Genomic DNA, 25,018 nt, shown 5'->3' with positions numbered 1-25,018 from the left:
TGATGGTCAGTTATTCGACGGGCTGGATTTGCAGGACCGACATCCTGCCGCCATTACCATAGATCAACAGGTTACCATTCTCCAGCCGCTGTGCCGGTACGCGGATACCGTCATCATCGAAATCGAGCTGGCCCAACAAACTGCCATCCTCTCTTGACAAAACGTGCAGGTAACCTTCGTAATCACCGGCCACCAGGTAGTCATCGGAAACAATTGGCCGGGTCAGTTGGCGCCACGCCAGACGCTCCTGGGTCCACAACTCCCGGCGATCCGAACCTCGCAGAGCAACAACATCGCCATTGGCCTCGGCCAGGTAAATATTGCCGCCCCCGATGGACGGCGAATAAAGGCTGGACGCCTTCTTGCTCCAGATTTCCTGGCCTGTTCGAACATCCACCAGGGCCAGCTTGCCCTGGTAGCCCACCACCATGATCGCGGTATCGATCACCAGGGGCTGACCGGTAATGTCCACCAGGCGTTCAAGCTCGGTGCGCCCCTGAGGCTCACCCACCGCATACTGCCAGAGCGGCTGGCCGTTCTCTGCCGACAGTGCAATCAGTTTGCCATTGGAGAACGATGAAATAACGACATCAGCCCCGACCAGCGGCGTCGCAGCCGCTCGCATGGAGAGAACCGGAACCACGCCATCATACTGCCAACGTTGAGCGCCACTTTCCGCGTCGAAGGCCAGTACGCGCCCATCGGTTGTTTGAGCCACGACCAGTCGGCCGTTGGACTGCGGGATCGACAGCACTTCAGTCGGAAGCTCCGCACGCCACAGTTCGGAACCATCTTCACGGGACAGCGCCAGCAGGTCGGCTTCCCGGGTTGTCAGGTATAGCTGTTCGCCATCACCACCCACGCCGGAGAAAATCCTATCATCCAGGGTTTTCTTCCAAACAACCTTGCCCTGCTCTGCCTCGACCGCATACACGGTGCCATCCGCAGAGGCTGCGTAAAGAATGTCACCCGCATTCAGCGGCGTGAGATACAGGTAATCCCCGTCATGACCATCACCCACTGACATGCTCCAGACCGAATCCAGCTCGACCGTAGCCTCGATGTCGGGAACCGGACGGGGCTGTTCAAAGGTATCTGGCGTACTGCAGCCAGCCGCCCCAACTAGGACAGCCAGACTCATCAGTCCGTGCTTTAGAAGCCTGTTGCGAGTTACCCGCATCAGGCGTCCCCTCCGACACCTAGGTCAGACAGTTTCAATTCCAGAATGCCACTTCGCCCTTCGGGACTCGCTTCACGAGCCGCCAGATAGGCCTTCTTGGCACCTTCTGAATCACCTTTCGCCAGCAGGATATCGCCCCGCAACTCAGAGAAAATGGGGGCAAAAGTCCCGGCTTCGTCTACCCCATCAATAGTAGCGAGCGCCTCGTCATATTGCCCGGCGTCAAATTGTGCACGGGCAAGACGGTTTTCAATGACCAGTTTCAGAGCCTGGTGATCCCCGGCCTGATCTTTCGCCCAGGTCAGCGAATCAATCGCCGACTCCGTCTCGCCATCCAGCAGATACTGCTTGGCCAAAATCAGGTTGCCATAGACAGCATACGCGCTGTCACCGTGCTCCTCACGGAGCGACTTGGCAACGAACTCGACGGTTTCACCAGCGGTTTCATCGGCCTGATTGCCGAAGGTATTCAACAAATTGGCAAACTGGGCAGCAGCCTCAGCCCGTTGCTGTGTCTGGTGGTTTTGCCAGGCTTGCCAGCCAAAGACAATTGCCAGGGCGGCACCGACACCAATCAGCAGCGAACTGCCATTATTCTTCCACCAGTCCTTGATTGCCTGGACCTGTTCTTCTTCGGTGCGCAATTCAGCCATTGTGACTCCTGTAATTCGATTTCGCGTTGTTGTTCGATTTGATTTAAAGATTGAAGGCTCGGGCCAGTGCTGACGCCAATTCGGCCTGGGCAATGTCCTGCTGGGGTTCGTCCGCACGCAGCGGTTTCAGGGCAGCGGTACCACTTGCCACTTCGTTTTCACCGAGGATGAGCGCATACCGTGCACCACTCTTGTCGGCCTTTTTCATCTGGCTCTTGAAGCTACCGCCTCCGCAGTGGGAGACAATGGTAAGCCCTGGCAACGCGTCCCTGAGAGTTTCAGCCAGGGCCATCGCCACCGGTATTGCGCTGTCTCCCATGGCCGTGACGTAGACATCCGCATCAGTGGTGACATGCGCAGGAATCAGATCCAGGGTCTCGAGCAACAGGATGAGACGTTCCAGCCCCATCGCGAAGCCCACCGCCGGTGTTGGCTTGCCCCCCAGTTGTTCTACCAAACCGTCATATCGCCCTCCGGCACAAACGGTTCCCTGAGCGCCAAGACTGTCGGTCACCCACTCGAAGACGGTCTTACCGTAGTAGTCGAGCCCCCGAACCAGCGCCGGATTGACCGTGTACTCTACACCAGCCTCTTCCAGAAGGGACTTGAGGTGTTCAAAGTGCTCCCTGGAATCGTCATCCAGGTAGTCGTCGAAGCTTGGTGCACCTTCCAGGATTTTCCGCGTTTCCGAAACCTTGCTGTCCAGAATCCGCAGGGGGTTGGTGCCGAGACGACGCTTGCTGTCTTCATCCAGTTCTTCTTTGTACTCCTCGAGGTAGGCAACGAGGGCCTCACGGTAGACTTTGCGCGCATCGGACGTACCGAGTGAGTTGATCTCCAGGCGAGTATGCCCGGCAAGCCCAAGAGCTTTCCAGAGACGCGCGGTAAGAACCAATAACTCGGCGTCGATGTCCGGGCCGGTCATACCAAAGCATTCCACACCAATCTGGTGGAACTGGCGATATCGGCCTTTCTGCGGACGTTCGTGACGGAACATGGGGCCGGTGTACCAGAGCCGGCGTGTCTGGTTGAACAGCAGTCCGTGCTCTTCCGCCGCCCGCACGCATCCGGCGGTGCCTTCCGGCCGAAGCGTCAGACTGTCGCCGTTGCGGTCTTCAAAGGTGTACATTTCCTTTTCAACGATGTCGGTCACTTCACCGATAGAGCGCTTGAAAAGATCGGTCTGTTCAACGATGGGCATACGGATTTCTTGATAACCGTACTGCCCGAGCACCTTGCGAACGGTGTCTTCAACAAACTGCCAGACCGGCGACTGGTCCGGCAGGATATCGTTCATTCCACGAATTGCCTGAATCTTAGCCAAGTGAAACCCTTAAACGTAACTCTATGAACTTAATCGGATAGCGGCCGGCGATCAGCCTTCGGATCGGGCAATAACTGCCTCGTCCTGCTCCTGTCTGCGAGCAACCTCGTCTCGAATCAGGCGCTCGAGATCGTCGGTCAACGTGGCGTTATCAAGCTTCTGGTTGGGCTTGCCGGACAGGTAAAACAGGTTTTTGGGGCTGCCGCCGGTCAGACCGATATCGGCCTCCTTCGCTTCACCAGGTCCATTCACCACGCAACCTATGATTGCCACGTCCATTGCGGTGTTAACGTCTTCCAGACGAGCCTCAAGATCATTCATGGTCTGAATCACATCGAAGTTCTGACGCGAACAGCTTGGACAGGCGATGAAGTTGATACCCCGACTGCGCAGACGCAGGCTCTTGAGGATATCGTAGCCAACTTTAATTTCCTGAACGGGATCTGCAGCCAGAGAGACCCGGATGGTGTCACCAATTCCGTCCATAAGCAGCATGCCGAGTCCAATGGAGGACTTGACGGTACCAGAGCGGAAGCCGCCCGCTTCGGTAATACCCAGGTGCAGCGGTTGTTCGATCTGGCTGGCGATCTTGCGATAGGCAGCCACCGTCATGAACACTTCCGATGCCTTCAGACTTACCTTGAAGTCCTGAAAATCATGGCGATCCAAAATATCGATGTGGCGCATGGCGGATTCAACCAACGCGTCTGGCGTTGGTTCGCCGTACTTACGCTGAAGTTCTTTCTCCAACGAACCTGCGTTCACTCCAATCCGGATCGGGATGTTGCGATCTCGGGCAGCACTGATCACCGCACTGACCCGATCTTCACGACCGATATTGCCCGGATTGATGCGCAGGCAATCCACACCGAGTTCTGCGACACGCAAAGCTATCTTGTAATCAAAATGGATGTCCGCCACCAGCGGAAGCCCCACTTTCTGCCGAATCTGCCCGAAGGCTTCCGCAGCGTCCATCGTCGGTACGGATACCCGAACAATATCCGCTCCGGCTTCTTCCAGTGCCTTGATCTGACCCACCGTTGCGTCAACATCGCAGGTATTGGTGTTGGTCATACTCTGCACGGCAATCGGCGCATCGCCACCGACGGGCACATTGCCGACCATGATTTGACGGGACTTGCGTCTTACGATCGGAGATTCCTGTTTCATAGGGTATTGACCAATAACTCTGAGTTAATGAAGTTCACTGGGGCAACGTAAATTCGGAACGGTTGTTAACAATACGGAAACCGTCAAGATCGACAGGCCGGCCCTCGAACTGGATGGCACTGACGGCATCCACAGCACCAATCACTACGCGCAACGGGGCTTCCCCCGCGACCTGTAACCGGTCTCCGCTGCGTTGGAGCGAGCTCGCCAGACGATTTCCCGACGCGTCAGTAACCTGAACCCAGCAATCGCCAACAAAACTGATATCAAGGTTTGCCGTCGACGCTTCAGGTGCTTCTTGAGTTGCCGTAGGGCCAGCCTCGACCGCGTCGCCGGAATTGTCAGTAGTCGGCGCCTCCGAAATACTGTCCCCGGCCACCGGCTCATCTTGAACGCCAGCCTCATCAGCAAAAACCGGAGCCTGATCAGCGGATTGCACGTCCGACTCCGGCTGTTCATCGGCGGTCAACTGCACTTGGGACTGACCACTGGCCAACGGTTCCTGCGCACCGGAGACATCAGAAGACGATTCGGCGTCAGCACGGCCCTCTTCAATGCCCTGCTCTTCCAGGGCCTCATCATCGGCGCTCTCTGCCACATCTGGTGACGGCGATTCACCGAGGGTCGGAACATCCTCTTCAACAACCGCGGTTGAATCTTCTTCGGCAAGGCTCGATGTGTCAGGCGCAAAAACAGTGGCGCCATCGACGGCGGGTTCTTCAAGACCTGCGGCGGTATCCGGTTGCTGCCGTTCTGCATCCGGACTCGGTGCACTGCTTGCTGGCTCTTCCGTTTCGACAGTGGCACCGGAGTCGGACACGCCGGTTGGCTCACTCTCCTCAATCGAGGACGTAGTGAAGAGATTCCCGGGCAATTCAAAATCAGTCTTTGGCAGGACGAACGTAAACGCGAGATACCCGGCAAGACCGACCAGGGCGGTATAGAACACGCCTCGAGCTACCCGGCGCTTTTGCTCCCGTCGCCGCTCAATGCTCACCAGGGGATTGGCTTCCACAGCCTGCTTTTCGGCGACCCTCATGGGCTCCAGTTCTTCATCGAGGCCGGCGATGATCTCATCCGCATTCAAGCCAACCATCCGGGCGTAGGCCCGAACGTACCCCTTCAGGAAGATTTCACTGTCAACCTTGCTGTATTCACCGGCCTCAATGGCCTGGATAACGCCGGTCCGCAGGTGTTGTGCGTTGGCAACATCGGTCTCTGTCAGGCCTCGCTGTTCGCGAGCCCGCTTAAGAGTTTGACCGATTGGCTCTTTGGTCTCTGGCTGAACTACTTCATCACTGGCCATTAGAAATCAGCACCTTATATTGTTCGTATTCGACTGACTCTGGATAATTATTCTTAAGCTGCAAGGCCAGGCTGGCCTCTTTGTCACGGTCGTTCAGATTATGGGCAATGCGGATGCCGGTAAGAAGGCTTTCCGGGGAATGGCGAAGACGCTGATTTCTCTGCATGACCGACATAAGACGCGAGTAGTACCGCGATGCCGCGCTGTAGTCTCCCTGATCCGCCAGAACACGGGAAAGCGCCAGCAACGAACGGGCATCTCCGCGAGAAAGCTCTACCGCCCGACGATAAGCGCTTTCAGCCTGGACCGGATCATTGAGTCGTTCTTCGGTCATGCCAAGGTTATAGAAAACCGAGCCCCGGTCTTTGTAGTCCGTGTCGCGGGAAGCCGACTTGAACTGATCCCGGGCGTCTTCATAGCGATCCTGGCCAAACAGGAAGGCGCCATAGTAAACCCGGCCCCGTGTGTATCCGCCATCGGAGTCGATCGCATCCTGAAAGCTCTCTTCGGCGAGTTCAGGTTCGCCTTCCGAGTTGTAGACCAGCCCCATGGCCGCCAGTGCTGAGGCGCTGTCTTCATCCAGCTCTAGAGCCCGGTCCAGATGGTGACGCGCACGCTCCATGTTGCCCTGCCCTATGTAGGCGGTAGCAAGTTGAACGTAGTCTTCAATAGCTTCCTGACGATCTGCTTCCCGGGAGAACCGGCTGTCTACCGTGGTCACACAACCTGTGACAAAAAAAGCAGCCAGCAACATGGCTACAGCCCCAATACGCCAATTTGCCTTTCCGGATGTCACAGTGTCACCTACCTCTTACAGGCTTTCTCGCTTGTTCAGATCAGGGGTTTACCTGCTGAACTTGAATGTATCGTTGACTTCGACGGGTACGGTCTTCGACCCGGCCAACGAGCTGACCGCAGGCCGCATCGATGTCGTCACCCCGCGTGGTCCGAATCGTGGTCACGTACCCTGCCTCATTCAGAACCGTCTGGAAACGTCGCGTGGCGTTCATGCTTGGGCGCTTGAAATCGCTCTCCGGGAACGGGTTAAAGGGTATCAGATTTATCTTGCACGGCAGGCCTCGCAACAGACCAACCAGCTGCCTGGCGTGTTCGGGCTGGTCGTTCACACCCTCAATCACGGTGTACTCGATGGTTGCCTTGCGCTTGTCAGGAAGGCCTGAGAGGTAACGGCGAGTAGCCGCCAACAACTCTGAGATCGGATACTTCTTGTTAAGCGGCACCAACTGGTTACGCAGTTCGTCGTTCGGCGCATGCAGGGATATGGCGATCGACACGTCAGTGACTTCGCCCAGTCGATCGAGAGCGGGAACCACGCCTGAGGTGCTCAATGTAACCCGGCGCTTGGAGATTCCGTAGGCCAGGTCTTCCATCATCAGGTTCATGGCGTCAACAACGTTGTCGAAGTTAAGGAGCGGCTCGCCCATTCCCATCATCACGACATTGGTGATCGGGCGATCGGAGCCATTATCAAACGGCATAAACGCCTTACGGGCTACCCAGACCTGACCAATAATTTCCGCTGCCGTCAGGTTACGGTTAAAGCCCCGCTTGCCCGTCGAGCAGAACGTGCAGTCCAGGCTGCACCCTATCTGTGACGACACGCACAGTGTGCCGCGCTCTCCGTCTGGAATCAGGACGGTTTCTACACTGTTGCCGTTATCCATGCGCATGACCCACTTCCGGGTACCGTCCTTGGAGGTTTCATCGTACACAACCTCCGGACCACGAATTTCGGCAACAACTTTAAGCTTTTCACGCAAGGCCTTGCTGACATTACTCATTTGATCGAAGTCATCGATACCCCGCTGATGAATCCACTGCAGGATCTGAGTGGCACGAAAACGTTTTTCCCCCAGGGATTCAAAAAAAGCCTCCAGCTTTGACTTGGGCATCCCTAGCAGATTCGTTTTTTCAGCAGCCGCTGTCATTACATAACCTCGAACAAATAACCAATGCGGAGGCGGCTGAACGCCGCCTCCTGACAACCGAATTAGCCGCGCGGGCAGATTTCGTTGTCATTGAAGAAGTACGCCACTTCACGCTCAGCAGAAGCTGCGGAGTCGGAACCGTGAACAGCGTTCGCGTCGATGGAAGAAGCGAAATCCGCACGGATCGTGCCGGCATCGGCTTCTTTCGGGTTGGTGGCGCCCATCAGGTCGCGGTTTTTCAGGATCGCGCCCTCGCCTTCCAGAACCTGAACCACAACCGGACCAGAAGTCATGAAAGCAACCAGGTCGTTGAAGAACGGACGCTCTTTGTGCTCAGCGTAGAAGCCTTCCGCCTGCTCCTGGGTCAGGTGCATCATCTTGGCAGCAACAATTTTCAGGCCCGCTTTCTCGAAGCGGCTGTAGATTTCGCCGATCACGTTCTTTGCTACTGCGTCGGGCTTGATGATCGAGAGCGTACGCTCAGTTGCCATGGTATTTCTCCATTAAGTTCAGGGTTAAAATTCAGGCCTGCGATTATACGCAGTCCAAGGCCGGCTGCCTACCGCACTGAGCGCAGGCGGGATACAACATCAATGATGTGCTTCCCGGCAAATTCCACGTCATCGGCGGAGGTAAAACGGCCAAATGAAAAACGAAGTGCGCGGTGGGCCTGCTCGTCATTCAGGCCGATACCACGAAGAACAAACGACGGCTCCATCGTGGCAGATGCACAGGCGGAGCCGGAAGAAACAGCCAGCTCGCGCAGGCCAAGCATCAGGGATTCGGCTTCAACACCGTCAAACGAGAGGTTTACGATGCCCGGCACACGGTGGTCTTGACTTCCGTTGAGGCGAACGCCCTCCAGCGCAGACAACCCCGTCAGAAAACCGGAGCGCAACTGTTCGAGCCTCTCGATTTCCTCACCAAGGCGCTCCCGGGCAATCGCAAATGCCCTGCCCATACCCGCAATCTGATGAGTGGGCAGAGTACCCGAACGCATTCCGCGCTCGTGCCCACCACCATGAATCTGTGCCTCAATACGAACCTCGGGCGAGCGGCGAACGTACAAGGCCCCCACCCCTTTCGGGCCGTATACCTTATGACCGGACACTGACATCAGATCCACAGACATCTCACTGACATCCACCGGTAGCTTGCCGGCGGCCTGGGCAGCATCCACGTGAAACAGAATCCCCCGCTCCCTCAGCATGGCCCCAATGGTAGCCACGTCGGTCACACAACCAAGCTCGTTGTTCACCATCATCAGGCTGACCAGGACGGTATTGTCCCGCAAGGCTTCCGCCACCTGCCCCGGCAGCACCCGACCATCTCCCTGCGGCACCAGCCAGGTGACGTCGACACCCTGCTGCTCAAGCCACTTGCAGGTATCGAGAACCGCTTTATGCTCAATAATCGAGGTGATGATATGAGGATTATCGTGCCCGGCAACCGCGCCCTTGATTGCCAGGTTATCCGATTCGGTGGCACCCGATGTCCAGACAATTTCCCGCGGGTCCGCTCCAATCAGCTGTGCAACCTGGCGGCGGGCATTTTCCACTGCCGCCTCCGCCTGCCAACCGTACATATGGGAGCGCGATGCCGGGTTGCCAAATACGCCATCCATCGTCAGGTACTTCGACATTTCTTCAGCAACAGCAGGATCAACGGGCGTCGTGGCCGCGTAGTCAAGGTAGACGGGCTTCTTCATGGTATGTTTGGGCTTGAATTTCAGGCCGGCGCCTGGCTCGACAGGCGGTCGGTATTGATCGTATCAGAGTCGCTGTCTGACTGACGGCGATTCTGGCGGTCCGCAACCTGGCGGATTTCATGTTTTTTCATCAGATCCTTCAGACTGATTTCGCTCAGGAACTGATGAATCTGGTCGCTCAGATCAGACCAGAGGTGATGCGTGAGGCACTTCTCGCCCTTCTGGCAGTCACCCTTGTTGCCACAGCGCGTGGTATCGAGGGACTCACTCACCGCATCGACCACCTCGGCAATGTACACATCACCGGCGTCCCGACTGAGACGATATCCACCTCCGGGACCACGGATGCTGATCACGAGATTTTCTCGACGAAGGCGCGCGAACAACTGCTCCAGATAGGACAGGGAAATTTCCTGGCGGGCTGAAATATCTGCGAGACTCACCGGCCCCTGGTCTGCGTGCAGAGCCAGATCCAGCATTGCCGTTACGGCATAGCGGCCTTTGGTCGTGAGTTTCATTACGTCAGCCCGAGCTTGGATATGAGTCCCGTAAAACAGCTGCGAGTATGAATTGACCCACTAAAACAGTCAAGTATTACCCCTGCCGTTGACTGGGCTCATCCCTCACGCAATCGAAGTCCTCTTCTGCCAGCGGAGGCAGCTCGCCGTTGGGATAATCGGCATTTAGCTTCTTCAGAGCCTGACACATGTTTTCAATACGGTCGTCCACCGCATGCATGTGATCCAGGAGCGCGCGAACGGAACGCGCCACCGGGTCCGGCATTTCCTCAGTTACACCGTAGGCATCGAATCCCATTCGCTCTTCCATTTCCTTCCGGCGCTGATTATCACCCTCCTCTTCCGGTCGCTTGACAATGACGCGACCCGGAATACCGACCACGGTCGCACCTGCCGGAACCTCTTTGGTAACCACGGAATTGGAACCTACCTTGGCCCCCTCGCCTACTTCAAACGGCCCCAGGATCTTGGCGCCAGCACCCACAACCACCCCGTTGCCTATGGTTGGATGCCGCTTACCTTTGTTCCAGCTGGTGCCACCCAGCGTGACACCCTGATAAAGGGTTACGTCATCACCGATAATGGTGGTTTCGCCGATCACCACCCCCATGCCGTGATCGATAAAAAACCGGCGACCGATCTTGGCGCCCGGGTGAATCTCAACCCCGGTAAACCACCTTGCAAGAGTGGAAATGGTCCGCGCAATCCACTTTAGGCCGAGCCCCCAGAGCCAATGGGACATCCGATGGAACAGCAGTGCATGCAAGCCTGGATAGTTGGTCAGAACCTCGAACGTGTTCCGGGCCGCCGGATCACGATGAAAAACGCTGTTAATGTCTTCCCTTAAACGCTCGAAAATGGCCATCTTTATTCCTTTTTCTGGGCCCCGGAATCCGCCGAAGCTGATTTTACAGATCCCTTGGTACCGACTGCTTTCTGGATGGATGACAAGATGCCCCGGAGGATATTCACTTCCATCTGATCCAGTTTTGCCCGCTGGAACAGACGTCGCAAGCGAGTCATCAACTGCCTCGGGTTCTCCCTTCGATGAAAAGAGACATCCACCAGAACCTGCTCGAGATGGCTGAAAAAGCCCTCGACATCGTTAACCGATGCGAGCTCAACATCCCAGCCTTCATCTCCGGGCATCGTCATAGGCTTAAGATTGGGGTTCTCCTCACCCCCTTCAAGACCTCGCAGGTAATGCATTCTTAATTCATAGCATATCACCTGCACCGCCATCGCCAGATTCAGCGAGCTGTAGTCCGGATTCGAAGGGATATGAATATGGAAATGACAACGTTGCAACTCTTCATTGTTCAGACCGGAGCTCTCACGGCCGAACACCAGCGCAACCGTCCCTTTCGCGGCATGTGCTCCGGCGGTCGCTGCCGCTTCGGGCGGTGCAATGACCGGCCAGGGCACCTTTCGACCCCGGGCACTGGTCCCCATGACCAGGACGCAATCGGAAATCGCTTCATCCAGGGACCCGACAACCTGCGCATTATCGAGAACATCCGATGCGCCCGACGAACGGGCATAGGAGGCTTCATCGGGGAAGGAACCGGGGTTAACCAACCAGAGATTTCCCAACCCCATATTTTTCATCGCACGGGCAACCGCGCCAATGTTGCCGGAGTGGGAGGTTTCGACCAGGACAATCCGAACCTGATCCTGAAACGTGTCAGTGCTTTCCTGAGGAAGCGCCGGTTTATGCATCGCTACGACATCCAGACCTGATGAGAAAGCGGCAATGGTACCAGAAAAGCAACCGGTGCCGGTTATTGTAAGTTGCCGTAATCCATTGCTATCCGTGCTATTGCTGAGTCAAAAAACATACAAGCCACAGTAAGTTTTGCTATGATAGCCGGCCTTCACACACTCGGACATTGAACACTCAGATGCAACCAGCGATCAAAATGGCCCTGCGCGTTGCGCGCCAGGGTTCAGACTATCTGAAAGCCCACTTCGAGCGTCAGGAACCCAACACCAAGAATGATGGCGAACTCCGCCGTCAGCTGGACCGGGTTGAACAGTCTATTTACGACAATTTCAGCGAGCAGTTGGAAAAGGCCTACAAGGACCACGCCATCGCGCCGCTGAACGAGGCTGATGCAGGTTCCAACGAGCGTAGCTGGCACATCTTTCCGCTGCTCGGAAGCGAGAACTTCCTGCGGGGCATCCCTGACTTTGTCATCGCCCTGGCGCAGAAAAAGAACAACCGCACCGAAAACCTGCTGATCATTAACCCGGTTACCGGCGAGGAGTACTCTGCCAGCCGGGGGCACGGCGCAGCGCTAAACAGCCGCCGCGTTCGGGCATCCCAGGTCAAGACACTCGATCAGGCCGCGATTGCTTCCAACCTTCTGGCACAAGCGAAGAAAAGTGACGACGCCCAGCTCTGGGGTGAGATGTCTGCAGCTCTGGCCAGTGAGGCCGCCATGATGCGTACCTCCGGTTGCCCGGTACTGGATATCGCTCGCGTGTCCGCCGGCCATCTCGACTCCGCCGTACTCTTCCGCCCGCAAGCGGTGGATCTGGATCTTGGTGGCACCCTGGCGATGGAGTCCGGCGCATTGGTTGGGGACTTCTCCGGAAACCCGTCTACCAGCAATGCCCGGCAGCTGGTCGTTGCCAATCCGAAGCTGTTCCGTGAAGTCCTGAAAGCGCTTCACCCGTTCCGGGGTCGCCTGCCCCGCTGATAAAACAGCAGCCATAAAAAAACCGCCAGTCCCGAGGGATGGCGGTTTTTTTGTGCCGGAACGGCTGAATCACATCCGATTCAGCCACTCGGGTGGCTCTTCTTCCTCCACCTCTTCACCAACAGCCCCCTCTTTCTGCGGCAACTGCAGGTCCTCACGGGAAATGTGCAGCGCAAGCAGCATATTGGCCGCTACGTAGATAGAGGAATAGGTACCCACGACAACACCAATGATCAGCGCCAGTGAGAAGTTGTTGATGGCCTCACCCCCGAACAGGTAAAGGGCCAGCAACACCACCAACGTGGTACCGGAGGTGTTGATCGTCCGACGGATCGTCTGGTGGATCGAGGCATTAATGATGTGCCAGGAGTCGCCCTCACGCATCTTGCGGAAATTCTCCCGGATGCGGTCAGCCACAACGATGGTGTCATTCAGCGAGTAACCGATAACCGCGAGCAAGGCCGCGAGTACGGACAGGTCAAACGTCCACTGGAACAGTGCGAACACCCCGAGAACAATGATGACATCGTGGGCCAGCGGAACCACCGAAGCGATACCAAACTTGAACTGGAAGCGCATACCAACGTAAATCAGCACCACCGCCAGCGCCAGGAGCATGCCCAGGCCACCGTCCTCGCGTAACTCTTCCCCCACCTGGGAGCCGATAAACTCGGAACTGATGAGCTCAAGCTCGGCACCACTGGCTTTCAATGCCTCAGCGACTTCAAGACCTACCTTGTCGTTATCCGCTTCGGCAAGGCGCACCAGGACCGTGGTGTCTGAACCGAAATTCTGAACCACAAACTGTTCATAACCCGCCTCTGTCAGAGTGGTCCGAACGTCCTCCAGCGCAGGAGCCTCCGTGTACTCGAACTCCACCGATGTACCGCCGGTGAAATCGAGCCCCAGATTCAGGCCGCGAACCGCCAGCAACAGGATCGAGGCGACGACCAGCGCGATCGAAAGCACGGAAGCAGCCTTCCGAAGCCCCATAAAATCAAATGGCTTTTTCTCTTGATCAGACATTTGCCAGCTTTCCTCCGATCGACAGCTTTTCGACCTTTCGACCACCGTATACCAGATTCACAATCGCCCGGCTGACCATCAGGCCAGAGAACATGGACGTCAGGATACCGAGGCACAGAGTGACGGCGAAGCCCTTCACCGGGCCGGAGCCCATGGCAAACAGAATCACGGCCACCAGCAAGGTGGTGATGTTCGCATCAAAGATTGAGACGAAGGCGCGGGAATAACCAGCGTTAATGGCCGACTGAGGGGGGGCCCCGCCCTGCAATTCTTCACGGATCCGCTCGAATATAAGAACGTTGGCGTCAACCGCCATACCCACGGTAAGAACAATGCCGGCAATACCGGGCAGCGTGAGCGTGGCCGACAGAATCGACATGCAAGCTACCAGCAACATCAGATTGAGGGTCAACGCCACATTGGCGATCAGGCCAAAACCGCGATAATTCACCAGCATGTAGGCCAGAACCAGAGCAAAGCCAAGTGCAACCGACATGACGCCCGCATCGATGTTTTTCTGACCCAGGCTCGGGCCGATGGTCCGTTCCTGCACAAAGTACATCGGTGCCGCCAGCGCACCTGCCCGCAGCAAGAGCGCCAGCTCTGCTGCTTCCGGAATGGAATCCAGACCGGTGATCCGGAAACTGCTTCCAAGCGCCGACTGAATGGTCGCCAGGCTGATAATGCTCTTCTCGACCACCCGCTTATCAACTTCCGTCATTTCTCCGTCAACCATGCGGTTTTCGGTCTCGGTACGGAACTCAATAAACAGCACGGCCATCCGGCGGCCAACGGCGCTGCGTGTTGCCCGGTGCATCTGATCACCACCAATGGAATCCATGGTGATATTGACCTGAGGCTGACCATTTTCGTCGAACGCCTGCTGGGCATTGGACACGTTGTTACCGGTGGTGATCACCTCTTTCTCAAGGCGAGCGGTTCGACGGAGATTGTCCCGGAAACCGAACTCTTCCACTTCGCTGGCGTTGGCATCAGAGCGTGCTTCCAGACGGAATTCCAGGTTGGCAGTCGCGCCAAGAACACGCTTGGCCTGAGCGGTATCCTGCACACCCGGCAGCTCAACGATAATTCGATCGGCACCCTGGCGCTGGACCAGCGGCTCAGCGACACCCAGTTCGTTAACCCGGTTGCGGATGGTGGTGAGGTTTTGCTCCAGGGCGTATTCCTGGATGGATTTCACTTCGATCTCAGACAGGGACAGAACAATCTGCCGTTCGTCATCAACGGTACGCTCGTTCATCAGGAACTGATTGTAGCGATCGCGAATCAGATCAAACGCTTCCGAGCGCTGGGCTTCATCGCGAAAGCTGAGAACAATCTGTCGGCGACCTTCGACGTCACCGCCCCGGTAACGAATGCGTTCTTCACGAAGCTCTCGCTTGATCTGGCTCGACATCGCCTCAAGGCGCTGATTGACGGCCGTATCCATATCCACTTCAAGTAGGAAGTGAACACCACCGCGCAGGTCCAGACCCAGTTTCATGGGGCCGGCACCCAGACTCTTCAGCCAGTCGGGAGTGGAAGGCGCCATATTCAGGGCGACCAGGTAATCTCCGCCCAGTGCTGACTGAACCACAGGCCGGGCCTGCAGCTGGTCTTCCGCACCGGTCAGACGAATCAGGGCATCCCGATCCTGGAGAGAACTGTCTTTAACCTCAATTCCTTCAGATTCCAGCGCCTTCACGGCTCGCTCGAGAACCGAGGCATCCACCTCGGTGCTGCTGCGGGAACCGGTAATCTGGATGGCGTAGTCGTCCGGAAAGAGATTGGGGAGTGCATAAATAAACCCGACCACCAGGGCGATCAGGATTATCAGATTTTTCCAAAGCGGGTACTTGTTCAGCATGGGATCCTTCAAGCCGGCCGGCTGGCCGGCCGTGGTGTTTCAGCCAGTTAGACTTGTTATCGGCAAGGACCTGGCTCAGATGTCCTTCAGGGTGCCTTTCGGCAGAGCGGCGGCAACGGCGACCTTCTGAACCTTGATTTCGACGTTGTCAGCAACTTCAACAACAATGAAGTCATCGGTGACCTTGGTGATCTTGCCGGCTACGCCACCGGAGGTAACCACTTCGTCACCCTTGTTCAGGCCAGACATCAGAGCCTTGTGCTCCTTCGCACGCTTGGACTGGGGACGCCAGATCAGGAAGTAGAAAATCAGGATAAAGCCGGCAAAGAAGATGATCTGTCCCATGGCGCCCATACCCTGAGGAGCCGCCGGATCCTGAGCCATAGCGAGTGCAGGCACCAGGGCCATCAGGCCAGCGATGAGCGTTTTCATTGCTTTCATTGATATTCTCCGTTGGTTTTTTTCTGGATTTTTCAGGCGGCCCCCAGCGGTGGAACGGATTCCCCGCGCAGGGCATAGAAGTCGGCTACAAAGTCGGACAATGTACCTGCTTCAATGGCTCCACGCAATCCGGCCATCAGGTTCTGATAGAACCTCAGGTTGTGGATCGTATTAAGCTGGGAACCAAGCATTTCTCCACATTTATCCAGATGATGCAGGTAACTTCTCGAAAAGTTCTTGCAGGTATAACAGTCGCAACGTTGGTCCACCGGGCCCGTATCGTGGCGATGCTTGGCGTTGCGGATTTTGACGATACCCTCGGAATTAAACAGATACCCGTTACGGGCGTTCCGCGTGGGCATGACGCAGTCAAACATGTCGACACCGCGCCGGACCGCCTCGACGATGTCTTCCGGCCGCCCTACCCCCATCAGATAACGGGGCTTGTCCTCGGGCATCTTCGGCGGAAGATGGTCCAGGATCCGAATCATGTCTTCCTTGGGCTCTCCCACGGACAGCCCGCCGATCGCGAAACCATCGAAGCCAATGTCGGTCAGACCTGCCAGGGACTCATCGCGCAGTTGCTCGTACATGCCGCCCTGGACGATGCCAAAGAGCGCTGCAGGGTTACCCTCGTGAGCCTTTTTGCTCCGCGCTGCCCAACGCAGCGATAACTCCATGGACTGCCTGGCTTCTTTCTCCGTTGCCGGGTACGGCGTGCACTCGTCAAAGATCATCACGATGTCCGAACCCAGGTCACGCTGAACCTGTATAGCGATTTCCGGATTCAACTTGACCGGAGAACCATCCACCGGCGATCGGAAGGTTACCCCTTCTTCTGTGATCTTGCGCATTTCCCCGAGACTGAACACCTGAAAGCCACCGGAGTCGGTGAGAATCGGACCCTTCCACTGGGTGAAGTCGTGGAGATCGCCGTGGGCCTTAATGACCTCCGTCCCCGGCCGAAGCATCAGGTGAAAGGTGTTGCCCAGGATAATCTGGGCCCCAATTTCGTGAATGTCCCGCGGCAGCATGCCTTTTACGGTGCCGTAGGTGCCCACCGGCATGAACGCTGGAGTTTCGACGGTGCCACGGGGAAAGGTCAGCCGACCACGACGGGCCCGGCCGTCTTCCCCGAGCTTTTCAAAGGACATGAAGCAGGATTCGCTCAAAATAGTTCCCCGACTCAATCTCTGTTGACGTTGTCAGCGGCATTCGCCGGGCCGATCAGCATTCCGCGACTGGGCTCCTGACAAGTGATAAACATGGCATCGCCATAACTGAAGAAGCGGTACTGCTCGGCAACGGCCTCACGATACGCCCCCATGACGTTTTCATAACCGGCAAAGGCACTGACCAGCATGATCAGCGTGGATTCCGGAAGGTGGAAATTGGTGATCAGGGCATCCACCGTTTCGAACCGGTAGCCCGGACTAATGAAAATGTCGGTCTCGCCCTGGAACTCCCGCAGCCGCCCTCCCCGGCTGGCAGACTCCAGGGAACGAACCGATGTCGTGCCGACGGCGATGACACGGCCACCGCGGTGCCGGGCATGCTCGACAGCCTCAACGGTCGCTTGCGGGACATTGACCACCTCACTGTGCATGACGTGATCCTCCACCCGATCCACCCGAACCGGCTGGAAGGTGCCCGCTCCCACGTGCAGGGTTACGAACGCCGTTTCCACGCCCATGGCACCGATTTTTTCCAGCAAGGCATCATCGAAATGCAAGCCAGCTGTGGGCGCTGCCACTGCGCCAGGCTCCCGGGCGTAAACGGTCTGATAGCGTTCCCGGTCGGTGGACTCATCCGGACGGTCGACGTAAGGCGGCAATGGCATGTGCCCGATTCGCTCAAGAACGTCCAGCACGGGCTCGGTTGCCATACAGGTCAGATGGAACAGCGCATCGTTCCGGCTAGTCATCCGCATCTGGGTGCCATCCTCGAGGGTAATCATCTGACCCTCTTTAGGGGACTTCGAGGCCCGGACATGAGCCAGAATCTCATGTTCACCCAGTACACGCTCCACCAGAATTTCGACCTTGCCGCCGGTCTCCTTGGTGCCAAACAAACGGGCTGGAATAACCCGCGTGTCGTTGAACACCAGCAGGTCGCCCGGCTGAAGCAGGTCAGTGATATCGGAAAACTGCCGGTGCGCTGTCTCGCCCGACATGCCGTCGAGGCACAATAACCTTGATGCGGACCGTTCAGTCAGCGGGTAGCGGGCAATGAGTTCGTCGGGTAATTCAAAATGGAAGTCAGAAACGTTCATAGACAAGGCGAGGTCTGGGCACCGCGTTGATTAAAAAGTGGTGCGGAATTTACCACGGAATGCCCCGTGCCTAAAGCGCAAGAGCGTTTAATCGGGTGCCGGCGTTTTCTGTGCGGAGCCGATGTAGAGGTAGTTGCTGCGCAAAGAACGGTATGACCCTGGCGGCACGATGTTCTGTACCGAAATCGCGAGTCCGGGGTGAGCATCAGAGGAAAAGCCCGTGGCCACACCAAGATAACGCCCGTCCCGCTCCCGGGTAACAGAATCTTCCTGCCAGGAATCCCCCAGGCATTGCTGCACGGTCTTCAGGCTGTTGCGATACCGCTGGGCTGCAATCTCACCATCCGGTGTATTGGCAGAGCAAACGTAGGCACTGTCGCCGTCGTTCCACACCCAGATTTCACAATGACCTTTCACCAATTCCTCTTTGGCAGCGTAAACCGTGAGCGACGCAAAGTCATTGCGCTTGCCCCGAAAGCTCTCAAACCCGCTGCCGAAATCCGCAATGATGCCTTTCATAGTGGTACACGGATCATCCGTGCCTGCTTTCAGGTTGGCATCAGTGGCACAACCGGTACCCAGGGCCATCGCAACACCTGCAACCCAGAGCCCCCTCCTGTTCATGCTGATCATTCTTCAGCTGGCCTCGGCAGGGTTTTCCGTAAGGCACTTACAACCGCTTCACCAAATTCTTTAGCGGCTTTGTCCAGCGACTCCGGATCCACTGTTGTGGAATACATCTGCCAGACAGGGTTCGTGGATTCGGTGTCGAACAGGGTCGATTTCAGCACGTAACTGGTGGATTCCTGATAGGTCTGGGGAACGACGGTCGTATCCATGTAGGTTGTGGACGCGAGGGGACCGACCGAAGTAGTGATGGGCTGATACACCACCTGTTCAGGGACATAACGAGCTTCGCGGTCTTTGCTCACCAGGGAAACCACCAGAACGCCATCGTACTGGCCCGCAACGGCACTCTCTGCAACCAGAGTTTGCAGCTGTTCAGCATCTTCCCAGGGAACATCCGCATTGGCCATACCGAAGCGCCCGGACTCGAATTCGCTCTCGTTCATCTCGGCGACAATCTGGCGTTCCACCACGTCCCGGACGGTTTGCTTGGCACTCACCACGAACACCAGCACCTTTTCATAACTCTTGCTGACCGTAGGCGCGGCCTCGATCCGGTCAACCCTTGTGCCGGACGATCCCCCACACCCGATCATAAGCAGTGGAAGTAAAAGGCAGGCCAATCTCAAACTGGTCCCCATGGTGTTCCCTCTGGCACGTTTGCTGACAAATCCCTTGGCTAACACCAATTTAAGATAGATCAATTCAAACAACGCGCAACGCAAGCAAAAGCGTCACATCGCGCCAAGAGAGGTATCAATGGGAAACAGACAAAGGTTCCGAAGGCATGTCAGACGCTACGCCGTAACGGATGCAGAAACCAAAATAAGGGAAAGGATGGTAGCGGCGGGCGGACTCGAACCGCCACGGGTTTTACCCCAACGGATTTTGAATCCGTCGTGTCTACCAATTTCACCACGCCGCCATGGGAAAGTGTGGGCGATTATACTGAGCCTGCGGATGAAAGCAACTGGCCGGCGGACGATTTGTCCAGCCGGTTTAGGCGATTAAAGCGGGCTGGATAAGAGCAGTCCGACCACCAGGGAGATGATGACCGGAAATAGGCCAACCTACCTAAGATGCGAACTACTCTGGCCAGCAACTCCATTACCAGCCGTCAGCAGATGGTAGCCTGGGCATAATCCACAGTACAAAAATGCTTTATTGCGGCCAACGGCGGACGAACTCAGCCACCTCCGGACGTGGCACCCGCGGTTTCTCAGACACAATTGAGCCGGTATACAGAAAACCGATGATAGATTCTCCCTCTGCCAAACCAAGACCCTGAGCAACAGATTGGTTGTACGCAACATCCCCTGTCCGCCACATCACACCGAACCCGGCGTCCTGCAGTGCCAGAGCCAGAAAACTCATGCTCGCCGCCGCCGACATCACCTGCTCTATTTCAGGAACCTTAGGATGAACTTTCGGAGATGCAATCCCTACGATCACCATTGGCGCACGCATGGGCGCTTTACGCAGCTTTTCCCATTTCTGGTTATCGGCCTCGTCGGCACAGGAACGGGCAAACAACTCCCCGAGAGCATCAAGCCCCTCGCCCTCGACGATCAGGTAACGCCAGGGGCGCAACAAAGCGTGGTCCGGCGCCCTGGCCGCGCACGCCAGGGCGGTGTCCAGCACATGCTGGTCAGGTGCCGGTGCCTGCAAACGCGGTTCCGACGATCGGTTGAGGAGAAAATCGGTCACTGAATTCATATGACTCCACCGTTTACTTTTCGATCAAAATCAGCAACACGACAACACATGAATGCCGATTCCCTTAATTGTCGCTTACCCTTAATGCTGTTAATCTTTAAGTAATACAATGGTCAAACCAAAAAACTATAAGAGCATCCTGAAAGCACCATGAGTGATCTCCAGAGTTTTCGCAATTTTGCTGAATTCTACCCGTACTACCTGGAAGAACACAGTGACGTTACCTGCCGTCGACTGCACTTCGTCGGTAGCCTCCTGGTTCTGATTGTCGGTGCCTGGGCCCTGCTATCGGGCAAGTTCGTCTGGCTGCTCAGCTTGCCGGTGATCGGTTACGGCTTTGCCTGGATTGGCCACTTCAAGTTTGAGAAAAACCGACCAGCGACCTTTAAATATCCCTTTTACAGCCTGATGGGCGACTGGGTGATGTTCAAAGATATGCTGGTCGGCAGGATCCGCTTCTAACATGCTCAGTGTACCGGCAGAATTACGCGCCACAACCGGCTCATCCGGCAAGGCTCCAGCTTCCGATAACCACCCGGTTGTTATTCCCCCTATGCCGGATTTTAACGGCAGGGCTCTAGCCTACACGGCCGTGGCCGCCATGCTCATCACGGGCGTTCTGCAGGGTGTTTTCCAACAATGGCAGCTGTGGCTGGTGGTTGCGGCGTTCATCTGGCCCTACACCGCCTATGTATTGACCCGCCGCACCTTTTTACGAAAATCCCCTCGCATCCGGCAAAAAATGCTGATCTTCGATTGCGTGGTCGGTGGAGCCTTCATCGGCTGCATTGGTCTCGTGGCTATCCCCTCGGCGTCCGTTGTCCTGATGCTAATGTTCAGCTGCCTCATCGTTGGCGGCATACGCCAGTGGATGCTGGGTACCGGTTTTCTCGCAGCCACCACCTCAGCAGCACTGGCAGTTGCAGGTGGTCCGGCGGAAAGTTTCCACGCCCCCCTGATCACCAGCATCATCTCTATCCTCGCCACGGGCATTTATATCTGTGTTACAGCCTATTACTCCCACCAGCAGGCCCAGGCCCTGATGCTGGCAAAAACCCAGATACAGAATCAGCGCGAACAATCCATTGCTCTCTCGCACAAACTGTCCAAGTACCTGTCACCACAGGTCTGGCAATCCATTTTTACCGGCGAGCGGGACGTTCGACTTGAAACCCAGCGTAAAAAACTGGTGGTATTTTTCTCGGACATCAAAGGTTTCACCGAACTGTCGGAAGAAATGGAGCCAGAAGCGCTGACCGAGCTTCTGAACCACTACTTTAACGAAATGTCCGAGGTGGCCCTGAAATACGGCGGCACGATCGACAAGTTCGTGGGCGACTCCATCATGGTATTTTTCGGGGATCCTACGAGTCGGGGGCAACGAGAAGACGCCATGGCGTGTGTCTCAATGGCCATCGAGATGCGCAAGCATATGAAGATCATGCGCCAGAAATGGCGTAGCCAGGGCATCAAAACGCCGCTGGAAATCCGCATGGGCATCAGCACCGGCTACACTACCGTCGGCAACTTTGGCGCGGAAAACCGGATGGACTACACCATCATTGGCAAGGAGGTTAACCTCGCCAGCCGACTGGAATCCCTGGCGGAACCCGGCGAAATCCTGGTTTCCTATGAAACTTTCTCCCTGATCAAGGACCGCATTATGTGTCGGGACAAGGGAGAAATTACGGTCAAGGGGTTTGGCAAGCCCGTTCCCATCTACGAAGTTGTAGATTTCCGGCGTGACATGGGACCGAACCGCAGTTTCCTCGAACATGAACACAGCGGCTTTGCCATGTACCTGGACTCTGACAAAATCACCGAGAAAGAACGAAAGGCCATTCTGTCAGCCCTGGAAGATGCCGCCGACCGGCTCCGCCAGGAAGAAGACGCAACCTGACGTTGCCCCCTCCCACCAGCGCCAGCCCTTTACCCTATTGCCGTACCAGGCGAGGACCAGCCCCCCCGTCGGGCTCGGTACTGCGCCAGGGGTTAATATCCAGCCCGCCACGACGAGTGTAACGGGCACAAACCGTCAGCCGGCTTGGCTGACAGGCTTCCATCAAATCAGTAAACAGCGTCTCTACGCAATGCTCATGGAAGTCCTGCTTCTGGCGGAAACCGACGATGTACTTCAGCAGCCCGGACCTATCTATCTTCGGCCCCGTATAGCTGACCAGGACCGTCGCCCAATCAGGCTGCCCCGTCACCGGACAGTTACTTTTCAGCAGATGAGAACATAGCTGCTCCGTTACCAGGTCGCCGCCCGCCTGCAGCGAGTCGGAGGAATATTCGTACACCACATCCGATACAGGCTCGTCATCTATTAACTCAAACCCTTCCGGGCGCCCCTCTGCCTCACCGGCAACGTCCACGCTGTGCATCACCACCTGAACCGCCGCGCCGCAGGCACTGGAAAGATCCCGCGCAATGGTTTCCTTCACCTGCTCAGAGGAGGAAAAAACCGTCTGATTAAATGAATTCAGGTAAAGCTTGAGAGACTTGGACTCAACGATGGCCGGCGATGCAGCGGGAAACCGCAGCTCCGCCCAGGCTACCGCCGGCACACCGCTGTGCCGGAGCCACGACACCTCCCAGGCCTGCCAGAGGTCTTCCCCGAACCAGGGCCAGCGCCCATCAGCCAAGCCCAGCCTACGCCGGTTTTCGTCCCGGGCCACTGGGAACAGCAATCCGGCATCGTACCGTTCGGGGTATTCGCTGGCCTTGCCCAGCGGAGCATCGTGTAGTGCCATATTGGTTCCTGTAATCAGTGTCGAATGCCCTTGCCACGGGCAAGCATTGTCAAAGCAACGAACACAAGACCCGCGATAAACACGAGAATCATACCCAATGAAACGTAGGGGTTGACGTCCGAAACCCCCAGTATTCCAAATCGAAATCCATTGACCATGTATAGAATCGGGTTCAACAAAGACACGCCCTGCCAGAAATTCGGAAGCAAATCGATGCTGTAAAAGACGCCTCCCAGGTAGGTCAACGGTGTCAGAACGAAGGTAGGCACGATCGAGATATCGTCGAACTTGGTGGCCAGCATGGCATTAATGAAACCTCCCAGAGAGAACAGTGCGGAGGTCAACACCACTGTCACGATCATCATCGGCAGACTGTGTATCGACAGGTTCGTAAAGGCCAGGGAAAGCAGAGTCACGAGCAAGCCAATACTCAGGCCCCGGGCCATACCGCCACTCACATACCCGGCGAGAATGACCCAATTGGGAACCGGTGATACCAGCAACTCCTCAATGCTTCTCTGAAACTTCATGGAGAAAAACGATGACACCACATTGGCATAGGAGTTGGTAATCACCGCCATCATGATCAGCCCGGGGACGATAAACGCCATGTAATCAAAACCACCCATTTCACCGATTCGGGAACCAATCAGATTGCCGAAAATAATGAAATAGAGAGTCATGGTAACGACCGGCGGGAGCAGGGTCTGGGCCCAAATTCGGGTGAACCGGCGGATCTCGCGAATAACGATCGTATAGTAGGCGGTTAGTATGGCTCGGCTCGTCATTCCGCTACCCCCTCTGCCGGTTTGGCGGACGACGCATTTTCTTCCACCATCCGGATGAACAGCTCTTCAAGCCGGTTCGCTTTGGTTCTCATACTGACGACCTTAATGCCCATGTCTTCCAGCTGGACAAACACCTGATTCAATCCCTGCCCTTTTTCGACATCCACCTCCAGGGCACCTTCACCATCAAGACGGCAAACGAAACCAGGGAGTTCAGGCGGAGAGTTGAGGGCTACCTCTGTATCGAGCACAAAGGTTTCAAGGCTCAGTTCCTGGAGCAAGTCCCGTTTGCTGGTATTTTTCAGGATTCGGCCATGATCGATAATGGCGATGTTACGGCAAAGAGCCTCTGCCTCTTCGAGGTAGTGAGTGGTCAGAATGATCGTGGTCCCCTGACGATTCATTTCCTCCAGAAAAGACCACATAGACCGACGGAGCTCAATGTCTACTCCTGCCGTTGGTTCGTCAAGAATCAGCAAACGGGGTTCGTGGACCAGAGCCCGGGCAATCATCAACCGGCGCTTCATGCCCCCGGAAAGCATTCGTGCAGGGGAATTACGCTTATCCCACAAGCCAAGCTTTTTCAGGTATTTTTCCGCGGATTCAGAGGCCCTCCTGAGGGGAATCCCGTAATAGCCAGCCTGGGTGGTAACGATATCGAATACTTTTTCAAACTGGTTAAAGTTGAACTCCTGGGGCACAACACCCAGATTCATTTTGGCTTCCGAAAGATTCGTATCGATATCAAAGCCAAACACTTTGACCTCACCGTCGCTTTTGTTGACCAGCGACGAGACGATCCCCAACGTGGTTGACTTGCCGGCACCATTTGGCCCGAGGAGCGCGAAAAAATCCCCTTCGGCAACCGACAGATCGATCCCTTTCAGCGCCTGAAAGCCGTCACCATAGGTTTTGGTCAGGCCCCGAATATCTAATGCTTGGGTCATAGAAAGTCCTGAACTCGTCATACGGGAACACCAGGGCTACCCCGCCAGATTGGATTCAAACCTTCAACAAT

Annotated in this window: 26 protein-coding genes and 1 tRNA gene; 3 read left to right on the top strand and 24 right to left on the bottom strand. The window is 56.3% G+C overall.

All coding sequences use genetic code 11. From position 1 onward, the window contains the following. Positions 1-10 precede the first annotated feature (10 nt). From bamB to trmJ, 12 genes are all read right to left on the bottom strand, one after another. On the bottom strand, positions 11-1,180 hold the full coding sequence (gene bamB / locus K8I84_RS14760) for an outer membrane protein assembly factor BamB (RefSeq protein WP_223795539.1): 1,170 nt from the start codon (positions 1,178-1,180) through the stop codon (positions 11-13). Then, a complete protein-coding gene (locus tag K8I84_RS14755; protein WP_223795538.1) occupies positions 1,180-1,833 on the bottom strand; it encodes a YfgM family protein in 654 nt (217 codons plus the stop codon). Before K8I84_RS14755 ends, bamB begins: the two co-directional genes overlap by 1 nt. A gap of 43 nt (positions 1,834-1,876) precedes the next feature. After that, positions 1,877-3,157: a histidine--tRNA ligase gene (gene hisS, locus K8I84_RS14750; protein WP_223795537.1), complete on the bottom strand. Its 1,281-nt coding sequence runs from the start codon at positions 3,155-3,157 to the stop codon at positions 1,877-1,879. A 51-nt stretch (positions 3,158-3,208) separates the two neighbouring features. Further along, the gene (gene ispG / locus K8I84_RS14745; protein WP_223795536.1) at positions 3,209-4,327 is read right to left on the bottom strand and encodes a flavodoxin-dependent (E)-4-hydroxy-3-methylbut-2-enyl-diphosphate synthase; all 1,119 of its coding nucleotides are present in this window, start codon (positions 4,325-4,327) and stop codon (positions 3,209-3,211) included. Between the two features lie 34 nt (positions 4,328-4,361). Continuing rightward, positions 4,362-5,633 carry a RodZ domain-containing protein gene (locus K8I84_RS14740; RefSeq protein ID WP_223795535.1) on the bottom strand — a complete coding sequence of 424 codons (1,272 nt, stop codon included), beginning with the start codon at positions 5,631-5,633 and terminating at the stop codon, positions 4,362-4,364. Beyond that, the gene (pilW, locus tag K8I84_RS14735) at positions 5,623-6,387 is read right to left on the bottom strand and encodes a type IV pilus biogenesis/stability protein PilW (protein WP_223795602.1); all 765 of its coding nucleotides are present in this window, start codon (positions 6,385-6,387) and stop codon (positions 5,623-5,625) included. The genes K8I84_RS14740 and pilW overlap by 11 nt, the downstream gene beginning before the upstream one ends. Before the next feature lie 82 nt (positions 6,388-6,469). Further along, positions 6,470-7,582, bottom strand: coding sequence for a 23S rRNA (adenine(2503)-C(2))-methyltransferase RlmN (rlmN, locus tag K8I84_RS14730; protein ID WP_223795534.1), 1,113 nt, complete (start codon positions 7,580-7,582; stop codon positions 6,470-6,472). 62 nt (positions 7,583-7,644) lie between these two features. Next, entirely contained in the window at positions 7,645-8,073 is a 429-nt protein-coding gene (ndk, locus tag K8I84_RS14725) for a nucleoside-diphosphate kinase (protein ID WP_223795533.1), read from the bottom strand. Positions 8,074-8,141: 68 nt separating this feature from the next. Next, on the bottom strand, positions 8,142-9,290 hold the full coding sequence (locus K8I84_RS14720; RefSeq protein ID WP_223795532.1) for an IscS subfamily cysteine desulfurase: 1,149 nt from the start codon (positions 9,288-9,290) through the stop codon (positions 8,142-8,144). 20 nt (positions 9,291-9,310) lie between these two features. Next, complete coding sequence (gene iscR, locus K8I84_RS14715) at positions 9,311-9,808, bottom strand: Fe-S cluster assembly transcriptional regulator IscR (protein ID WP_223795531.1); 498 nt, start codon at positions 9,806-9,808, stop codon at positions 9,311-9,313. Between the two features lie 76 nt (positions 9,809-9,884). Further along, a complete protein-coding gene (cysE, locus tag K8I84_RS14710) occupies positions 9,885-10,667 on the bottom strand; it encodes a serine O-acetyltransferase (RefSeq protein WP_223795601.1) in 783 nt (260 codons plus the stop codon). Between the two features lie 8 nt (positions 10,668-10,675). Continuing rightward, positions 10,676-11,527, bottom strand: a complete 852-nt coding sequence (gene trmJ, locus K8I84_RS14705) for a tRNA (cytosine(32)/uridine(32)-2'-O)-methyltransferase TrmJ (protein WP_223795530.1) — start codon at positions 11,525-11,527, stop codon at positions 10,676-10,678. Between the two features lie 182 nt (positions 11,528-11,709). Here trmJ and K8I84_RS14700 point away from each other — a divergent pair, with 182 nt between their 5' ends. After that, positions 11,710-12,510, top strand: a complete 801-nt coding sequence (locus tag K8I84_RS14700; RefSeq protein ID WP_223795529.1) for an inositol monophosphatase family protein — start codon at positions 11,710-11,712, stop codon at positions 12,508-12,510. 69 nt (positions 12,511-12,579) lie between these two features. Here K8I84_RS14700 and secF read toward each other — a convergent pair whose 3' ends face one another. From secF to K8I84_RS14655, 9 genes are all read right to left on the bottom strand, one after another. Further along, positions 12,580-13,536 (bottom strand): protein translocase subunit SecF, encoded by a 957-nt coding sequence (secF, locus tag K8I84_RS14695; protein ID WP_223795528.1) that lies wholly within the window; start codon positions 13,534-13,536, stop codon positions 12,580-12,582. Next, complete coding sequence (secD, locus tag K8I84_RS14690) at positions 13,529-15,403, bottom strand: protein translocase subunit SecD (RefSeq protein WP_223795527.1); 1,875 nt, start codon at positions 15,401-15,403, stop codon at positions 13,529-13,531. Before secD ends, secF begins: the two co-directional genes overlap by 8 nt. 75 nt (positions 15,404-15,478) lie before the next feature. After that, positions 15,479-15,844, bottom strand: coding sequence for a preprotein translocase subunit YajC (gene yajC, locus K8I84_RS14685; protein WP_263283174.1), 366 nt, complete (start codon positions 15,842-15,844; stop codon positions 15,479-15,481). Positions 15,845-15,876: 32 nt separating this feature from the next. Next, on the bottom strand, positions 15,877-16,998 hold the full coding sequence (tgt, locus tag K8I84_RS14680) for a tRNA guanosine(34) transglycosylase Tgt (protein WP_223795599.1): 1,122 nt from the start codon (positions 16,996-16,998) through the stop codon (positions 15,877-15,879). 32 nt (positions 16,999-17,030) lie between these two features. Next, positions 17,031-18,116, bottom strand: coding sequence for a tRNA preQ1(34) S-adenosylmethionine ribosyltransferase-isomerase QueA (gene queA, locus K8I84_RS14675; protein ID WP_223795526.1), 1,086 nt, complete (start codon positions 18,114-18,116; stop codon positions 17,031-17,033). A gap of 87 nt (positions 18,117-18,203) precedes the next feature. After that, positions 18,204-18,740, bottom strand: coding sequence for a hypothetical protein (locus tag K8I84_RS14670; RefSeq protein WP_223795525.1), 537 nt, complete (start codon positions 18,738-18,740; stop codon positions 18,204-18,206). Between the two features lie 5 nt (positions 18,741-18,745). Then, positions 18,746-19,384 carry a hypothetical protein gene (locus tag K8I84_RS14665; RefSeq protein WP_223795524.1) on the bottom strand — a complete coding sequence of 213 codons (639 nt, stop codon included), beginning with the start codon at positions 19,382-19,384 and terminating at the stop codon, positions 18,746-18,748. A gap of 197 nt (positions 19,385-19,581) precedes the next feature. Then, positions 19,582-19,668 (bottom strand) — tRNA-Leu (locus K8I84_RS14660). Positions 19,669-19,904: 236 nt separating this feature from the next. Continuing rightward, entirely contained in the window at positions 19,905-20,459 is a 555-nt protein-coding gene (locus K8I84_RS14655) for a nitroreductase (protein ID WP_223795523.1), read from the bottom strand. Positions 20,460-20,609: 150 nt separating this feature from the next. Here K8I84_RS14655 and K8I84_RS14650 point away from each other — a divergent pair, with 150 nt between their 5' ends. Both K8I84_RS14650 and K8I84_RS14645 read left to right on the top strand, forming a co-directional pair. Continuing rightward, positions 20,610-20,921, top strand: a complete 312-nt coding sequence (locus tag K8I84_RS14650) for a DUF962 domain-containing protein (protein WP_223795522.1) — start codon at positions 20,610-20,612, stop codon at positions 20,919-20,921. 1 nt (position 20,922) lies between these two features. After that, positions 20,923-22,359 (top strand): adenylate/guanylate cyclase domain-containing protein, encoded by a 1,437-nt coding sequence (locus K8I84_RS14645; protein ID WP_223795521.1) that lies wholly within the window; start codon positions 20,923-20,925, stop codon positions 22,357-22,359. Between the two features lie 34 nt (positions 22,360-22,393). Here the strand turns inward: K8I84_RS14645 and queF are convergent, their stop codons facing one another. The 3 genes from queF to K8I84_RS14630 are packed head-to-tail and all read right to left on the bottom strand — an operon-like array spanning position 22,394 to position 24,947. Next, positions 22,394-23,212 (bottom strand): NADPH-dependent 7-cyano-7-deazaguanine reductase QueF, encoded by an 819-nt coding sequence (gene queF / locus K8I84_RS14640; protein ID WP_223795520.1) that lies wholly within the window; start codon positions 23,210-23,212, stop codon positions 22,394-22,396. A 14-nt stretch (positions 23,213-23,226) separates the two neighbouring features. After that, the gene (locus K8I84_RS14635) at positions 23,227-24,000 is read right to left on the bottom strand and encodes an ABC transporter permease (protein WP_223795519.1); all 774 of its coding nucleotides are present in this window, start codon (positions 23,998-24,000) and stop codon (positions 23,227-23,229) included. Continuing rightward, on the bottom strand, positions 23,997-24,947 hold the full coding sequence (locus K8I84_RS14630; RefSeq protein ID WP_223795518.1) for an ABC transporter ATP-binding protein: 951 nt from the start codon (positions 24,945-24,947) through the stop codon (positions 23,997-23,999). Before K8I84_RS14630 ends, K8I84_RS14635 begins: the two co-directional genes overlap by 4 nt. Positions 24,948-25,018: the final 71 nt, after the last annotated feature.

The sequence above is a fragment of the Marinobacter sp. F4216 genome (genome assembly GCF_019931195.1).
Classification (GTDB): domain Bacteria; phylum Pseudomonadota; class Gammaproteobacteria; order Pseudomonadales; family Oleiphilaceae; genus Marinobacter; species Marinobacter suaedae.
The sequence above is the reverse complement of the archived record's forward strand: the minus strand, read 5'-3'. Positions and strand labels throughout refer to the sequence as shown.